The sequence below is a fragment of the Trinickia sp. Y13 genome (genome assembly GCF_029522115.1).
Classification (GTDB): domain Bacteria; phylum Pseudomonadota; class Gammaproteobacteria; order Burkholderiales; family Burkholderiaceae; genus Trinickia.
In genome coordinates this window covers 520,198-535,794 of record NZ_JAKWFK010000002.1, presented here as the reverse complement: position 1 = coordinate 535,794, position 15,597 = coordinate 520,198, and the positions used below count along the sequence as shown (strand labels likewise).

The 15,597-nt window shown below is 64.8% G+C and carries 13 protein-coding genes and 1 riboswitch; of the genes, 8 read left to right on the top strand and 5 right to left on the bottom strand.

Annotated features, from left to right (window positions below):
• Window positions 1-4: 4 nt before the first annotated feature.
• Complete coding sequence (locus MMB74_RS05505) at window positions 5-1,042, top strand: serine/threonine protein kinase (protein ID WP_277427586.1); 1,038 nt, start codon at window positions 5-7, stop codon at window positions 1,040-1,042.
• A 148-nt stretch (window positions 1,043-1,190) separates the two neighbouring features.
• Here MMB74_RS05505 and MMB74_RS05500 read toward each other — a convergent pair whose 3' ends face one another.
• Together MMB74_RS05500 and MMB74_RS05495 are read right to left on the bottom strand one after the other, a co-directional pair.
• Window positions 1,191-2,609 carry a coniferyl aldehyde dehydrogenase gene (locus tag MMB74_RS05500; protein ID WP_277427585.1) on the bottom strand — a complete coding sequence of 473 codons (1,419 nt, stop codon included), beginning with the start codon at window positions 2,607-2,609 and terminating at the stop codon, window positions 1,191-1,193.
• A gap of 89 nt (window positions 2,610-2,698) precedes the next feature.
• Window positions 2,699-4,405, bottom strand: a complete 1,707-nt coding sequence (locus MMB74_RS05495) for an isovaleryl-CoA dehydrogenase (RefSeq protein ID WP_277427584.1) — start codon at window positions 4,403-4,405, stop codon at window positions 2,699-2,701.
• A gap of 311 nt (window positions 4,406-4,716) precedes the next feature.
• On the opposite strand from MMB74_RS05495, the gene MMB74_RS05490 reads away from it, so the two are divergent.
• A complete protein-coding gene (locus MMB74_RS05490) occupies window positions 4,717-6,378 on the top strand; it encodes a GMC family oxidoreductase N-terminal domain-containing protein (protein WP_277427583.1) in 1,662 nt (553 codons plus the stop codon).
• Here the strand turns inward: MMB74_RS05490 and MMB74_RS05485 are convergent.
• Window positions 6,336-7,277, bottom strand: coding sequence for a LysR family transcriptional regulator (locus tag MMB74_RS05485; protein ID WP_277427582.1), 942 nt, complete (start codon window positions 7,275-7,277; stop codon window positions 6,336-6,338). The genes MMB74_RS05490 and MMB74_RS05485 overlap by 43 nt on opposite strands.
• Before the next feature lie 112 nt (window positions 7,278-7,389).
• On the opposite strand from MMB74_RS05485, the gene MMB74_RS05480 reads away from it, so the two are divergent.
• From MMB74_RS05480 to MMB74_RS05455, 6 genes are all read left to right on the top strand, one after another.
• On the top strand, window positions 7,390-7,809 hold the full coding sequence (locus MMB74_RS05480) for a CidA/LrgA family protein (protein ID WP_277427581.1): 420 nt from the start codon (window positions 7,390-7,392) through the stop codon (window positions 7,807-7,809).
• A gap of 33 nt (window positions 7,810-7,842) precedes the next feature.
• Window positions 7,843-8,571, top strand: a complete 729-nt coding sequence (locus tag MMB74_RS05475) for an LrgB family protein (RefSeq protein WP_277427580.1) — start codon at window positions 7,843-7,845, stop codon at window positions 8,569-8,571.
• A 103-nt stretch (window positions 8,572-8,674) separates the two neighbouring features.
• Window positions 8,675-8,800: riboswitch (S-adenosyl-L-homocysteine riboswitch) on the top strand.
• A 35-nt stretch (window positions 8,801-8,835) separates the two neighbouring features.
• Complete coding sequence (ahcY, locus tag MMB74_RS05470) at window positions 8,836-10,257, top strand: adenosylhomocysteinase (RefSeq protein ID WP_277427579.1); 1,422 nt, start codon at window positions 8,836-8,838, stop codon at window positions 10,255-10,257.
• A gap of 208 nt (window positions 10,258-10,465) precedes the next feature.
• Window positions 10,466-10,819, top strand: a complete 354-nt coding sequence (locus MMB74_RS05465; RefSeq protein WP_277427578.1) for a phage holin family protein — start codon at window positions 10,466-10,468, stop codon at window positions 10,817-10,819.
• A gap of 15 nt (window positions 10,820-10,834) precedes the next feature.
• Entirely contained in the window at window positions 10,835-11,680 is an 846-nt protein-coding gene (gene metF, locus MMB74_RS05460) for a methylenetetrahydrofolate reductase [NAD(P)H] (RefSeq protein WP_277427730.1), read from the top strand.
• 318 nt (window positions 11,681-11,998) lie between these two features.
• On the top strand, window positions 11,999-12,523 hold the full coding sequence (locus MMB74_RS05455; RefSeq protein WP_277427577.1) for a hypothetical protein: 525 nt from the start codon (window positions 11,999-12,001) through the stop codon (window positions 12,521-12,523).
• Between the two features lie 184 nt (window positions 12,524-12,707).
• Here MMB74_RS05455 and ggt read toward each other — a convergent pair whose 3' ends face one another.
• Together ggt and MMB74_RS05445 are read right to left on the bottom strand one after the other, a co-directional pair.
• The gene (gene ggt, locus MMB74_RS05450; protein WP_277427729.1) at window positions 12,708-14,426 is read right to left on the bottom strand and encodes a gamma-glutamyltransferase; all 1,719 of its coding nucleotides are present in this window, start codon (window positions 14,424-14,426) and stop codon (window positions 12,708-12,710) included.
• A 109-nt stretch (window positions 14,427-14,535) separates the two neighbouring features.
• Window positions 14,536-15,393: a MurR/RpiR family transcriptional regulator gene (locus MMB74_RS05445; RefSeq protein WP_277427576.1), complete on the bottom strand. Its 858-nt coding sequence runs from the start codon at window positions 15,391-15,393 to the stop codon at window positions 14,536-14,538.
• Between the last annotated feature and the right edge of the window lie 204 nt (window positions 15,394-15,597).

The following is a 15,597-nucleotide window of genomic DNA, read 5'->3' as shown; positions in this document are numbered from 1 at the left end:
GGGCATGAACGATCCGCTTTCTCCCGATTCCTCCGACGTGCACGGCGCAAGCGCCGCGCATCCTTTCACCCGGCTCACCCCGGAGTGCGTGCTCGACGCGATCGATAGCGTGCTGGCTCGAACCGGTGTGCGCACCGACGGGCGGCTGCTGTCGCTGAACAGCTACGAGAACCGCGTCTATCAAGTCGGCGTCGAGGACGGCCCGCCCGTCGTCGCGAAGTTTTATCGGCCGCAGCGTTGGTCCGACGAAGCGATCCTCGAAGAACATGCATTCGTCGCCGAACTCGTCGAAGCGGAAATTCCCGCGGTGCCAGCGCTGTCGATCGACGGCGCGACCTTGCATACCTTCGACGATTTTCGGTTCGCGGTGTTCGAGCGGCGCGGCGGGCGCTCGCCCGAGCTCGACCGGCGCGATACGCTCGAATGGATGGGCCGTTTCATCGGCCGCATTCACGCGGTCGGCAAGCGCAAGCCCTACGTGTCGCGGCCGACGCTCGATATTGCCTCCTTCGGCTACGAGCCGCGCGAGTTTCTGCTCTCGCACGATTTCTTGCCGCCGGAGCTGCGCGCTTCCTACGAGGCGGCGGCGACGCTTGCCTTGGAGGGTGTCGAGCGCGCCTTCGAAGCGGCTGGCGACATCGCTCACCTGAGGCTGCACGGCGACTGCCACGCAAGCAACGTCCTGTGGACCGACGCAGGCCCGCACTTCGTCGACTTCGACGACAGCCGCATGGGCCCAGCGATTCAGGACTTATGGCTGCTGCTTCCGGGCGGGCGCGCGGACGCCTCGCGCGCGTTGACCGACTTGCTCGCAGGCTATGAAGACTTTTGCGAGTTCGAGCCGCGCGAGTTGCATTTGATCGAGGCCCTGCGCACGCTGCGGCTGATCCACTACGCCGCTTGGCTTGCGCGGCGTTGGGACGATCCGGCGTTTCCGGCCGCGTTTCCCTGGTTCAATACTCAGCGCTACTGGGAAGCGCGCGTGCTGGAGTTGCGCGAGCAAATCGGCGCGATGCTCGAGGGGCCGCTTTGGCCCGTCTGACCCGGATGATCCGGATGACCCGTCTGACCCGGATGATCCGGATGACCCGCGGGACCCGTCCCGTCGATGCAACCGCTGCGCCCCGTGCAATCGCGCGTGCGCTTAGATCTGCGCGCGCCCGGCGGCCCGCATCGAACCGCCGCATCGCCTAAAGCTTGAACATCAGCCGCATGACCGCGTGAAAACGCCGCCCGTAGGGAGGCAGCAGTAGCGCGCGTGCGTTCAGGCGTGGCTGCACGAGCACGGGCTTCATTTGCGAGAACGTCTTGAAGCCGTCGTATCCGTGATACGCGCCCATGCCGCTCGCGCCGACGCCGCCGAATGGGAGTCCCTCGCACGCGATGTGCAGCAATGTCTCGTTGACGCATACGCCGCCCGAGACGGTTTCGCGCAGCACGCGCTCGACGCTTGCTCGCTCGTCCTCGAATAGATAAAGGGCGAGCGGCCGCGGCCGCGCGTTGACGTGGCGGATCGCGTCGTCGAGCGTCTCGTAGGGCACGAGCGGTAGCAGCGGGCCGAAGATCTCTTCGCGCATCAGTGCGCACGTATCGGGCGCATGGGTGACCACGCAAGGCGGGAACAGCCTGCGCGTGGCGTCCGGTTGCGCATCGGTCAACGGATGCAGGACGGCGCCGGCCGCCACCGCTTCGTCCGCGAGTCGTTGCAGCCGCGCGAAATGGCGCTCGGACACGATGCTCGTATAGTCGCGATTGGCGGCGAAGCTTGGGTAGAGCCGAGCGACGCGTGAGCGTGCACGTTCGATGAACGCTTGCTCCGAGCCCCGCGGCACGAGCACGTAATCGGGCGCAATGCAGGTCTGGCCCGCGTTGAGCGTCTTACCGGCGACGATGCTATCGACCGCGGCGGGAAGGCGCCCGCGCGGTCCGACGATCGCAGGCGATTTGCCGCCCAACTCGAGCGTCACGGGCGTCAAATTGGCGGCTGCCGAAAGCATGACTTCGCGGCCGACCGCCGTCGATCCGGTGAAGATCAGATGGTCGAAGGGCAACGCAGAGAACGCCGCGCCCACCGAGGCATCGCCGGTCACGACCGCGACGTGCTCGCGTGCGAACGTGCGTCCGACGCATTGCTGGAACAACTCGGCCGTGCGCGGCGTGAGTTCCGACATCTTGATCATCGCGCGATTGCCCGCCGCCAGCGCGCAGATCAGCGGGCCCACGGCGAGCAAGAGCGGATAGTTCCATGGCGCGGCGATGCCGACGACGCCGAGCGGCTGGGCGACGAGCTTCGCCGCGGCGGGCCGCAGCCAAATGCCGGTGGCGCGCCGCTGCGGCTTCATCCAATGCTTGCCGTGCTTGAGCGCCGAGTCGATTTCGCTCTTGGCGAGCCACAGTTCGGAGAGCAGCAGTTCGGCTTTCGAGCGCTGGCCGAAGTCCGCCTCGAGCGCGGCGGCGAACGCGTCGACGTTCTCGAGCAGCATGGCGCGCAGCGCGCGCAAATGTGCGGCCCGCATCTCCCACGATGGGTAGGGCTCGCGCGCGTACGCCTCTCGCTGGACCCGCAGCAAGGCCACGAGCGTCGTATCGGCGGGCAAGTCGTTTTTCATTCGATGATCTCCAGTGCGCAATGGGATGGTTTCGCTAGCACGTTGTGGCGTTCGTAGCCGCGCCTTTCAGCGATCGCTGCCATCGTGTTTCAGGCGCCGAACGCGTGCTCCACGATCGCGCCGTGATCGAAGGCGGCGGGCAGCGTTCCGTACACACGTCCGCAAGCGAGGCCCGCGTCGACGGCGGCCAGTCTCGTCGCGGCAAATGCCTGCGCGTGCTGGGCGGGCGCCGTGCGCAAGAGCAACACCGCCTGGGCGCACAAAACGAGTTGTTGCGCCAGCGCGCGGGCGGCCGCTTCACGCTGCTCGGCAGATGCGCCGAGCGTGGCTTCGAGTGCATCGAGCGCGCGAGCGAGCGCGCTCGTCTCGTGCGCATCGGCGCGCCAGTCGGCGATCAGCGCATGTGCCGCTTGGGGATCGCGCTCGAGTGCGCGCAGCACATCGAGGCACATGACGTTGCCCGACCCCTCCCAGATGGAATTGACGGGCGCCTCGCGGTAGAGGCGCGCCATCGGGCCTTCTTCGACGTAACCGTTGCCGCCCCACACTTCCATGGCTTCGCCCGTGAATTCGAGCGCGCGCTTGCAGACCCAGAACTTCGCCGCCGGGGTCATGATCCGGCGCCACGCGCGTTCTAGGTCCGACTCCGCGGCGCCGGTCCGCGCTGCGGCCAGGCGGGCGTCGAATGCGCGTGCGAGCCGCATGAAGAGCACGGTGGCCGCTTCGCTTTCGAGCGACAGGTCGGCGAGGACGTTGCGCATCAGTGGCTGATCGACGAGCTTGCGGGAGAACGCAACGCGATGGCGCGCATGATGGATCGCTTGCACGAGTGCGGCGCGCATCAGCGCCGCGCTGCCGATCACGCAATCGAGCCGCGTGTAGTTCGCCATCTCGATGATGGTCGGCACCCCGCGTCCCTCGTCGCCCACCATGATGCCGTAGGCGTCGACGAATTCGACTTCGCCGCTGGCGTTGGAGCGATTGCCGAGCTTGTCCTTCAAACGCTGAATGCGGATGGCGTTGCGTGCGCCGTCGGGGGCGAAGCGCGGCACATAGAAGCACGAAAGCGCCGCGTCGGCATGCGTGCGGGCTAGCACGAGATGCGCATCGCACTGCGGCGCCGAGAAGAACCATTTGTGGCCCATGAGACGATACTCGCCCCCGCGTCCGGTCGTGCTCGCCGCCGCCGTCGCGCGCGTTTGGTTCGTTCGCACGTCCGAGCCGCCTTGCTTCTCGGTCATGCCCATGCCGACCATCATCGAGCGCTTGAGCGCGAGCGGCGCGTCGCTCGGGTCGTGTTCGCGCGCATAGAGCTTATCTGCGATCTGCGCGAACAGCGCGGGCTCGCGTTGCAACACGGGGATGCTCGCGAACGTCATCGTCAGCGGACACAGCGAGCCCGATTCGAGTTGGCCATGCAGAAAATAACCGGCGCAGCGTGCCGCCATCGCCCCCGCGCGAGGCGTATCGAAGGGCAGCGCATGCAGCCCTTCCTGTCGCAGCAACGCGAGCAATCGATGCCAGCTCGGATGAAATTCGAGCGCGTCGATCCGCTCGCCGCGCGGGCTAAAGGTGAAAAGCTCGGGCAGGTGACGGTTCGCCGATGCGGCGAGCCCGAGCGCCTCGGGCGTACCGAGCGCGGCGCCGTCGCGCGCGAGCGCCTGGGCATGCCAATCGGCGCCCTCGCGCTCGACGGCGGCCGTGAGCGTCGTATCGCATTCGAACAGGTTGTAGTTTTCGAGCGGCGGTACCTGATTCGTGACCTCGTGCGTAGCCGGCGGGGCTTGCGGTTCCATGTCGAGCGTCTCCTGTGATCGGGCCGGAGGGGAGAAATTTTTCGGCGGTGCGTTCGAAGTTGGCGCGTCGGCCGTGAGCAGCGGGCGAGGGGCTCGGGATGGCCGTTTGATCCAGGCGCGCACAGGCCGCGCGCGGGTGTGCGCTTGACTCAATGATAGGTTCGCGCAGGCTCCGCCGTTTAGAGGAATCGCTCTGCGTCCCCGGCCACGCGTGCATCGCGGCGCTCTTTACAATGCCCGAAAACATAACGACGAACGCCCATTGGCGAGGCTTGCCGCAGGGCGTCGAGACAGGCGTGAAGGAGGAGCGAATGCACTACGACTACATCATCGTCGGCGGCGGCTCGGGCGGCGCAGCGCTCGCAGGACGGCTCGCGCAACGATGCCCGGACGCGACCATCGCATTGATCGAACGAGGCGCGCATACGCAGCGCAACTGGCTCGTCAATACCCCGCTGGGCATTGCCGCGCTCGTGCCGTTCAAACTGAAGACGAATTACGGCTATCGCACTACGCCGCAGCCGGGGTTGGCCGGGCGCAGCGGCTATCAGCCTCGCGGACGGGGCCTGGGCGGTTCGAGCGCGATCAACGCCATGATCTACACGCGCGGGCACCCGCTCGATTACGACGAATGGGCGCGCTTGGGCTGCGCGGGCTGGGGCTGGACCGATGTGTTGCCGTATTTTCGCCGGGCCGAACGCAACGAGCGGGGCGAGGACGAGTGGCATGGCGCGAACGGCCCGCTCAGCGTAGCGGACTTGCGCTTTCGCAACGCGTTTTCGACACGCTTCGTCGCCGCCGCCGTCGAGGCCGGGTACCGCCAGAACGACGACTTCAACGGCGCGGAGCAAGAAGGCGTCGGCTTCTATCAGGTGACGCAACGCGGGGGCAGGCGCTGCAGCGTGGCGCGTGCCTACTTGTATGAAGCGGCGGGCGCCCAGGCCCGCATGCCCGCCAACATCGACGTGCTCGTCGATGCCTGCGCCATGCGTGTCCTGTTCGACGGCGCGCGTCGCGCCACGGGCGTCGAAACGATGCGCGGCGGCCGCATCGTGACGCTCTCGGCGCGGGCGGAGGTGATTCTTGCGGCCGGTGCGTTCGGCTCCCCGCAATTGTTGATGTGCTCCGGAATCGGCCCCCAAGAGACGCTGCGCGCGTTCGGCGTGCCGCTCGTGCACGAGGCGGCCGAGGTTGGACGCAATCTGATCGACCACATCGACTTCACGTTGAATGTGCGGGTCGCTTCGACCGATCCCGTCGGCTACTCGCTGCGCGGCTTCGCCAAAATGGCGGCGCAACTACCGGCGTATCTGCGGCGCGGCGAGGGAATGTGGTCGAGCAACGTTGCGGAGGCGGGCGGCTTCATCAAGACCGACCCCTCGCTCGATCGCCCCGATCTGCAATTGCATTTTTGCGCGGCGCTCGTCGACGACCACAGCCGGCGCTTGCATTGGGGGCACGGCTACTCGGTCCACGTCTGCGTGCTGCGGCCCAAAAGCCGCGGCACCGTTTCACTCGCGAGCGCCGACGCGCGCGCCGCCCCGCGCATCGATCCGCGTTTTCTGTCGGATCCGTACGATGCCGACACGCTCGTTGCCGGCGTGCGCATCGCGCAGCGCATCGTGGCCTCGCCTTCGCTGGCCGAAAAAGGCGGCCGCACGCTCTACATTCCGCCGCATGCGACCGACGCCCAACTGCGCGAGGTCATCGCTCGGCACGCCGACACGATCTATCACCCCGTCGGCACTTGCCGCATGGGCGGCGACGCGTGCGCGGTCGTGGATCCCGAACTGCGGGTGCGTGGCGTGAGCCGCTTGCGCGTGGTCGATGCCTCCGTGATGCCGACGCTGATCGGGGGCAACACGAACGCGCCGACCGTCATGATCGCCGAGCGCGCCGCCGATTTCATCGCGTCGGCGCGCGGCGCGATTCAGGCCGAGCCCGGCGCTGCGGCGTTGTCCGAGCGCGTGTAGACGAAGTCGTCGCCGGGCTGTCCCGGCAGCGTTTCGCGCGCGACTTGCAACCAGGCCCGCGCGGCATGCGAGAGGTAGACGCTCTTGCGCCAGGCGATGGCCATTTCCCAGCGGATTTCGGGCTCGACCACGGGCCGGCAAGTGAAGTGCGCCGGATCGAGCCGCCGGCAGTATGGCGCGGGCAGCAGCGCGATGCCGACGCCCGCGTGCACCAGTGCGGCCATGAAATCCCAATGACTGCTGCGCGAGACGATTTGGGGCGCGAAGCCTGCGTCGCGGCAAGCGCGCGTGACGACATCGTTCAGCGCCAGGCTTTCGCCGTAGAAGACGAACGGTTCGGATGCGAGTTCGGGCAGGCGAACTTCACCTGCGCCGTCGAAGCGCGAGCCGTGCCGCGCGACGACCCACAGCAGTTGCCGCGAGATCGGCAGCACGTCGAACATCTGCGCATCGACGGGCAGCAGCACGCCGCCGAACTCCAATTCGCCCGCGACGAGTGCGGCTTCGATCGCGCGCGAGCCCTGCTCGAACAGCTTGAGCTCGACTTTGGGATAGCGCGTGCGAAACGCCGCGATGACCGGCGTGAAGAGCGAGCCGCCCATCGGCGGAATGCCTATGGTCAGCGTGCCGCGGCCGAGCGTGCCCACATCGTCGAGTTCGGCCTGCAGTTGGGCGTAGGCCGCCAGCACGTCCTGCCCGCGCTGAAAGACGATGCGGCCTTCGTCCGTCAACACCATTTGCCGGCCCTCGCGAAGCAGCAGCGGTGCGCCGATCTCTTCTTCGAGCGCTTTGACCATCTTGCTGATGGTGGGCTGCGTGACGAACATGTGTTCCGCCGCCAGCGTGAAGCTTTGCTGCCGAACGACTTCGACGAAATAGCGCAGCGCGCGCAGTTCCATGACGTGGCCCCGGAAAGTTCCAAATTGGAATGATAGCGATAAGTTTAAGTCATTTTATTTATGGATTGCTCGCTCTTACAATTTGGTTGTGATGTCAATAGGGGGTTGCGCCATGACCAGATCGATCGAACGCCTGACGGGCTTGGCCCGCATTGCGGCGCAAAGCGCGTTGTTGGCCGGCGTGTGGTTTGCCGCCGATTTCGCCGCACGCCATTTGAGCTTGCCGGTGCCGGGCGGCGTCCTGGGACTCGCGCTGCTCCTCGCGCTGCTGCTCACGGGCGGTATCGCTCCGCGCTGGGTCAAGGCGGGAGCCGACTGGCTGCTTTCCGACATGCTGCTGTTCTTCGTCCCCGCGGCCGTCGCGGTCGTGCAGTACGGCGGATTGTTCAAGTCCGATGGCTGGCGCCTTGCGCTCGTCGTCGTGGTGGGCACGTTGCTGGTCATGGTGGCGGTCGCTTACACCGTCGACCAGGCGGTGCGGCTCGAACGCGTTTTGGCCGCGCGCCGCGTCGCCGCGATGCGGCGCGCATAGTCCGGCCGCGCGCGCAATAGCGAGGGTACGTCGATGTCGCTTTCGTCGATTTTGTCTTGGCCCGTTACCGAAGCGGGACCGCGGTGGGTGGCGGCCGCGTGCTTCGTGTTGACGATCGCCTTTTACGCAGTGGGCAAGCGCCTGTACGCGCGCTTCAAGCGGCCCTGGCTCACGCCGCTCGTGATCGTGCCGGCCATGCTCGCCGTGCTCGTGGTCGGCATGCGCATTCCGTATTCGGTTTATTTCGCCGACACGCGCTGGTTGATGTGGCTGCTCGGGCCGGCCACGGTCGCGTTTGCGGTGCCGATCTACGAATATCGCGACCTCATGCGCCGGCATTGGATTTCGCTCGCAGCGGGCGTCACGGTGGGGATCGTCGTGGCGGTCAGCGGATCGCTCGCGCTGGCCAAGCTGCTGCACCTCGCGCCCGATGTCGCGCGCAGCTTGATGACGCGCTCGGTGTCGACGCCATTTGCCCTTGCGGTGTCCGATCAGATCCACGCGCCCAAGCAATTGACCGCGCTGTTCGTGATTGCGACCGGCGTATGCGGAATGTTGCTAGGTGAGCTCGTGCTGGCGTTTCTGCCGTTGCGCAGCCGCTTGGCGCGCGGCGCGATGTTCGGCGCGGCGGCGCACGGCGTGGGGACGGCGAAGGCGCGCGAGCTCGGCAGCGAGGAAGGTGTCGTCGCCAGCCTGACGATGATGATTGCGGGTGTCGTCATGGTGTTGCTGGCGCCGCTGCTCGGTGCGACCTTCGGGTAGCGCCTTTGGTCGTCGTCACCAACGATCTTCATTCGGCAGCATGCGGGTGAAGAGCCTCGCTTGGCGCGCTGGCCGGCTCGCCGATTTTTGCTACAATTGCCGCGTTTCCGAGGAGCGTTGCGACGGACCACTTCCGCCAGGCTCGGGAACTTCAATCGGACGGCATGCTTTCGCGCGCAATGCAATGGCGCGCTGGCGGGCTCGCTCCATCGAACGGCGCTCACGTCTATATTTTCTAGAACTCATTTAGAAAAGGAGGGCGTGATGAACGCCGCTGTGATCGATTCGAAGCAAAACCAAGATTTCGTCGTTGCCGACCTGTCGCTGGCCGATTGGGGGCGCAAGGAATTGACGATCGCCGAGACCGAAATGCCCGGTCTCATGCAGATCCGCGATGAATACAAAGCCGCGCAGCCGCTCAAGGGTGCGCGCATCGCCGGCTCGCTGCACATGACGATCCAAACCGGGGTGCTGATCGAGACGCTCAAAGCGCTCGGCGCCGACGTGCGCTGGGCGTCGTGCAACATCTTCTCCACGCAGGATCACGCGGCCGCCGCCATCGCCAAGACGGGCACGCCGGTGTTCGCCTTCAAGGGCGAATCGCTCGACGAGTACTGGGAGTTCTCGCACCGCATCTTCGAATGGCCGAACGGCGAGTTCGCCAACATGATTCTCGACGATGGCGGCGACGCGACGCTGCTCTTGATCCTCGGCTCGAAAGCCGAGAAGGACCGCTCGGTGATCGCCAAGCCGACGAACGAGGAAGAAGTCGCCTTGTTCAAGTCGATCGAGCGCCACCTCGAGATCGACTCGACTTGGTATTCCAAACGTCTCGCGCAGATCAAGGGCGTGACGGAAGAAACGACGACGGGCGTGCATCGTCTCTATCAAATGGAAAAGGATGGCCGTTTGCCGTTCCCGGCCATCAACGTCAACGATTCGGTCACGAAGTCGAAGTTCGACAATCTCTACGGCTGCCGTGAATCGCTGGTGGACGGCATCAAGCGCGCGACGGACGTCATGATCGCGGGCAAGGTCGCCGTGGTGGCCGGTTACGGGGACGTGGGCAAGGGTTGCGCGCAGTCGCTGCGCGGACTCGGCGCGACGGTGTGGGTCACCGAAATCGATCCGATCTGCGCGTTGCAGGCCGCGATGGAAGGCTACCGCGTCGTCACGATGGAATACGCGGCCGACAAGGCCGACATCTTCGTCACCGCGACCGGCAACTACCACGTGATCAACCACGATCACATGAAGGCGATGCGTCACAACGCGATCGTTTGCAACATCGGCCACTTCGATTCGGAAATCGACGTCGCATCGACGCGCCAGTACACCTGGGAAAACATCAAGCCGCAAGTCGATCACATCGTTTTCCCGGACGGCAAGCGCATCATCTTGCTGGCCGAGGGCCGTCTCGTGAATCTGGGCTGCGCGACGGGCCATCCGTCGTTCGTGATGTCCAATTCGTTCGCGAATCAGACGCTGGCGCAAATCGAACTGTTCACGCGCGGCGGCCAGTACAAGAACAAGGTGTACGTGTTGCCCAAGCAATTGGACGAGAAGGTGGCGCGCCTGCACTTGGCACGCATCGGCGCGCATCTGACCGAGTTGACGGACGCGCAGGCCGGTTACATCGGCGTAGAGAAGAACGGCCCGTTCAAGCCGAATCACTACCGCTATTGATGTAGGCGGGCGTTGGCGTCGCGCGTCTTGCGAGAGCGAGGCGCGCGGCGACGCGGCCCGTATATGATCGCGGCGCAGCCGTTGGCGACGCCGCGATCATCCACTTAACACCGACTACCGGCTCGCGCCGTTAGCCGTCGCCAGCCTTGCCGCCGTTCGCCAGACCCGAAAACCGAATACCACCGACCCATACGCCGAAGGAACCGCTATGACCGTGCTGCTGACCTGGATCATCAACGCGCTTGCACTGTTGATCATCACGTACCTCGTGCCGTCGATTCACATCCGCAGTTTCGGCACGGCGCTCATCGTCGCGCTCGTGCTCGGGCTCATCAACGCCGTGCTGCGGCCGGTGCTGATTTTGCTCACGCTGCCGGTGACGATCGTCACGCTCGGCGTCTTCATCCTCGTCGTCAACGCGTTGTGCTTTTGGTTGGCCGCATCGCTGCTCAAGGGCTTCGAGGTCTCGGGATTCTGGTCTGCGTTCTTCGGTTCGATTTTGTACAGCATCGTGTCTTGGCTGCTGTCGGCGCTGATCTTCGGCAATCGCAGCCTCGGCTGATTGCGCATCCATCGCATCATGACCATCGAAATCTCGTTTGAATTTTTTCCGCCGAAGACGCCCGACGGCGTCGAGAAGCTACGCGCGACACGCGCGCAATTGGCGTTGCTCAAGCCCAAGTTCGTCTCGGTGACGTTCGGCGCGGGCGGCTCGACCCAGCAAGGCACGCTCGATACGGTGCTCGACATGGCCAAGGACGGGCTCGAAGCGGCGCCGCATCTGTCGTGCATCGGCTCGTCCAAGGACAACCTGCGCGAGATCCTCGAGCGCTATCGCGCGAACGGTATTCGCCACATCGTCGCCTTGCGTGGCGATTTACCGTCAGGCATGGGCGAAGTGGGCGAGTTGCGCTACGCCTCCGAACTCGTCGCGTTCATTCGCGCCGAGCACGGCGACTGGTTCCACATCGAAGTGGCGGGCTATCCCGAGTACCACCCGCAGGCGCGCTCGCCGCGGCACGATTTGGAAAACTTCGCGCGCAAGGTGAAAGCGGGCGCGAACGCGGCGATCACGCAATACTTTTACAACGCGGACGCCTATTTCCGTTTCGTCGACGATGCGCGCAAGCTCGGCGTCGACGTGCCGATCGCGCCCGGCATCATGCCGATTACGAACTACTCGCAGTTGATGCGCTTCTCGGAGATGTGCGGGGCGGAAGTGCCGCGCTGGATTGCCAAGCGCCTCGAAAGCTTCGGGGACGACAAGGAAGCGATTCGCGCGTTCGGGCTCGACGTCGTCACGCAGTTGTGCGAGCGGCTCGTCAGAGAAGGCGCGCCGGGGCTGCATTTCTACACCCTCAACGCGGCCGCGGCGACGAAGGCGGTCTGCGAACGGTTGGGGTACGGCGGGCGGCTGGCTTAGCCTAGACCCATCGATTGTTCAATAGTTGAGTTCCGTGCTCCGGTGCGGCGCCGGAGCATTGCCGCGTTCTTGTTATCGGCGCGATGATAAGAAGATGATCGCGGTCGGATGCGCTGCGCGCTCACCGTGCCGAGCCTACTGCATGGTTGCATGCCCTCGCAAGGAGGGACTCCTTCTGGCGGCCATCGACCGGAAGGAGAGAGGGAGCTCATGCCATCTTTCAGCCGCCTCTTGCGACGTTGGACGAGCACCAGGCGCACGAATGCCCGTCGACGAGCGCCGTCATCCAGTGACGTGAGGGCGCCTGACGAGGCGCCCGTGCCCGGTTACGATCGGGTCGCGGCGGGATATGGTCTTCCCCCCGGCTATGAAGTCGCGATGCGGGGAATGCCGCCGAGATATGTCGAGAAGACAAGCGGCGAAGATCCTGCGGCGGCTAGCGCCAAGCCCCCACGTTACCAGCGGGTGCAGGCGTCGTCTGTGCTCGACGATATCAAACACGAAATGGATACGTTATCGAGGCAGATGGAACAAGAATTGTCTCGAGAGTTCAAGTCCGATCTTCCAAGTTGGCGGCAAACCGCCGCGCTTCGCGCCAGCAGCGATGAACAGTTCCGCGAATTCTCGTATTTGCGCGAGTGGCGGTTGGCTCGACAATTGGACCTGCTGGACCTATTTGCGGGCAGGACCATCGACGTTTTTCGACGCGTCGATTTACAACAAAAAGGGCTTAGCGATCCAAAGCTCAAGCGTGAATTGCAACAGCGGAAGGTTTGGCTAAGGCACCTATACGAGTACTACGCGACGCGGCACAAACATCTGCGCGATACGAGGCGCACATGACGCTGCCTTCCGTCGGGATTGCACCGAAACGTCGGCGTCCTCAGGCGGCTGTCGTTAGATTGCTGATGTCGATGAGTCGATGGGTCGATGGCGAGGCGAATACCATCGTTCGTTCGGGGCCGCCGACACCCGCTGCTCCTGCCGCCGCGGGTATCGGCACCCTTCATGCTGCGCTCCGCTTGCGTCAATACCCGAGCGCCTCGCCTGCCGGGCGTCGTTCGTCGTTCGCCCCATAGAAGTAACCCACGCGCACCTTGCCCGATACGGAAGAATCGTTGCCCGAGCTTTGCGACGTGTCGGCGGCCAGGCCGGGTAGTCCCACTTCGATCAGTTCGGCCGCGCCCCAAGGCGTTTGCTGAACCATCTTGTAGCCCTCGCTCGCGAGGATCTTGAGTGTATCGGCCGACAGCCCATACGGCTCGTAATAGACGACATCGGGCAGCCATTGCTCGTGAATGCGTGCGGCGTCCACGGCTTCTTGCGGCGCCATGCCGTAATCGATGATGTCGATCGCCGTCTCGAGCGTCGTCGTGATGATGCGCGAGCCGCCCGGCGAACCGATCACGAGGAACACCTTGCCGTCCTTCGTCACGATCGTCGGCGCCATCGACGATAGCGGCCGCTTGCCCGGCGCGATCGCGTTGTTCGGGCCTTGCACTAGGCCGAACATGTTTTGCGCGCCCACCTTCGACGTGAAATCGTCCATTTCGTCATTCAGGAAGAAGCCCGTGCCCGGCGCGATGACGACGGCGCCGAAGCGGCCGTTGATCGTATAGGTGGTCGACACCGCATCGCCTTGCTTGTCGACGATCGAGTAATGCGTCGTCTCTTTCTTCTCGGGCAACGAGGCTGCGTCGGCGAGGTCCATCGACGGGGTGGCTTTGTCGGGGCTGATCGAAGCGCGAATCTGCGCCGCGTACGATTTGCTGAGCAACTGGTCGAGCGGATTGTCGATGAAGGCCGGATCGCCAAGCTTCGTATTGCGATCGGCATAGGCGTGCCGCATTGCCTCCGAGAGGTAATGCACGGCCGTCGCCGAATGCCATCCGAAGCCCTTGAGATCGTAGCCTTCGACGGTATTCAAGATTTCGCACATGGTCGTGCCGCCCGAGCTAGGCGGTGGCGCCGAAATGAATTTGAAGCCGTGGTAGTCGCATGTGACGGGCGTCATTTCGGTTGCGCGATAGTTCGCGAAGTCGGCCGCGGTCAGCAAACCGCCACCCGCCTTCGATGCGGCTTCGATCGTCCGCGGGATCTTGCCCTTGTAGAACGCGTCGGGGCCGTGCTTCGCGATTGCTTCGAGCGTCTTGGCCAACTCCTTCTGCACGAGCCGATCGCCAGGCTGCAACGGCGTGCCGTCCTTGCGCAGGAAGATGCGCGCGGCGTCCGGATCGTCCTTGAAGCGCTTGACCGTCGTATCGAGGATGTCGGTGTCCGCGCGCGTGAGGATGAAGCCGTCGCGGGCGAGGCGGATCGCGGGCGCCATGACTTGCGCGCGCGTGAGCTTGCCGTACTTGCGCTCGGCCAGGTCGAGCCCCATCACGGTGCCGGGCACGCCAGCGGCGGCGTAGCCGTAGAGGCTCGCGCCTTTTTTCACGTTGCCGGCGGCGTCGAGGTACATGTTCGCGGTGGCTGCCGCCGGAGCGGTTTCGCGGAAGTTGATGAACGTGTCGCGTCCATCGGCGAGATGAATCGTCATGAAGCCGCCGCCGCCGATATTGCCGCAGCAGGGATTGACGACGGCTTGCGCGTAGCCGACGGCCACGGCGGCGTCGATCGCGTTGCCGCCCATCTTGAGGATGTCGACGCCTATTTGCGACGCCAAGTGTTGCGAGGTGACGACCATGCCGTTCGCCGCTTCGACGGCGGGGCGAGAGGCGGCCATCGCGCCGCCGGCTGCCATGCCGGAGGCGACGAGCGCCGCGACGAGCGCGGCCATGCATATGCGGTTCTTGTTCATCATGTTCACTCTGACTGTGAGGGATCTCGTTTCGTTGGGGATGATCGGCCGGTTACGCGTCCTCGGCGACGCGCCCGGCTCTCAGTGCTTCGATGCGTTTCAATCTGGCTTTGGCTTCGTCGGGCAGCCGATGCACGAGCGCGGCGACGATCGATTCGGTTTGCGCGAGTGCAGGCACCTTCGTATCGAACGGCGAGGCGCTTTGCACGAGGGAGACGAGCACGGCATCGGCGAAGCTCGAAATCGGCGAGCGCCATTCGTCGGTGAACAACACGACCTTCGCGCCGAGCGTCTTGGCCGCGCGCGCGAATTGAACGACGCTTTCCTGGTACCGGCGATAGTCGTAGACGACGAGCACGTCGCCGGGTTCGAGATCGGCGAGCGCTTCGGAGCTGCGTTCGAGCGACGGTTCGATATGGCGCGCGTGCGAGCGCAATTGGCTCAGCAACGTGACGAGCCACGAGGCGATGAAGCTGCTCGCCCGGCCGCCGCAACTGAAGACGGTGCGCCGCGGGTCGGCCAGCAACGACACGGCCGCCTCGAAGTCATCGCGCGACGCTTGCTCGGCCGTATTGCCGATAGCGAGGGTGAGCGAGCCGAGCATCGCCTGCTGCATGTCCTGCGCGTGAGGCTCTGCAGCAGAGGCTTCCAGGCGCGATAGCGGCGAATTCATCCGTGCATCCACCTCGGCGAGCAGGGCGCGCTGGAACTCCGGATAGCCTTCGAAACCCAGCTTGAGAACGAGGCGGTGGACAGTGGGATCGCTGACGCCGGCGCTGCCTGCGAGCTGCGAGATCGAAGTGAGCGCGGCGCTGGGGTAATTGGCGAGCAGCACGCCTACGACGCGCCGCTCCGACACGGTAAAGGTTTCTTCGCGCTGTTCGAGCAGGGTCCGCACGGAAGGGCGCACGCAAATGCCTCATTCGATGAAAGCTTCGAATACACGAGCGGGCCGAAGACACCGCTGTGTAATGTCTGTTACGTGGAGTCGATGCTAACAAGCCATAAATGAGCGTCAATGGTGCAATTGATCGGTGTTTACCCGCTGCGAATATGCGCGAAGATCGTGAGCCGCGATTTTGGACGTGATGGTTATTACATTGCGCGCAGCAAG

Coding starts and splice junctions, on each gene's coding strand:
- ahcY (WP_277427579.1), top strand. CDS start 8,836: ATGAACGCCGCTGTGATCGATTCGAAGCAAAACCAAGATTTCGTCGTT.
- MMB74_RS05475 (WP_277427580.1), top strand. CDS start 7,843: ATGTCGCTTTCGTCGATTTTGTCTTGGCCCGTTACCGAAGCGGGACCG.
- MMB74_RS05505 (WP_277427586.1), top strand. CDS start 5: ATGAACGATCCGCTTTCTCCCGATTCCTCCGACGTGCACGGCGCAAGC.
- MMB74_RS05500 (WP_277427585.1), bottom strand. CDS start 2,609: ATGAAAAACGACTTGCCCGCCGATACGACGCTCGTGGCCTTGCTGCGG.
- ggt (WP_277427729.1), bottom strand. CDS start 14,426: ATGGCAGCCGGCGGCGCGATGGCCGCCTCTCGCCCCGCCGTCGAAGCG.
- MMB74_RS05480 (WP_277427581.1), top strand. CDS start 7,390: ATGACCAGATCGATCGAACGCCTGACGGGCTTGGCCCGCATTGCGGCG.
- MMB74_RS05485 (WP_277427582.1), bottom strand. CDS start 7,277: ATGGAACTGCGCGCGCTGCGCTATTTCGTCGAAGTCGTTCGGCAGCAA.
- MMB74_RS05490 (WP_277427583.1), top strand. CDS start 4,717: ATGCACTACGACTACATCATCGTCGGCGGCGGCTCGGGCGGCGCAGCG.
- MMB74_RS05465 (WP_277427578.1), top strand. CDS start 10,466: ATGACCGTGCTGCTGACCTGGATCATCAACGCGCTTGCACTGTTGATC.
- MMB74_RS05495 (WP_277427584.1), bottom strand. CDS start 4,405: ATGGAACCGCAAGCCCCGCCGGCTACGCACGAGGTCACGAATCAGGTA.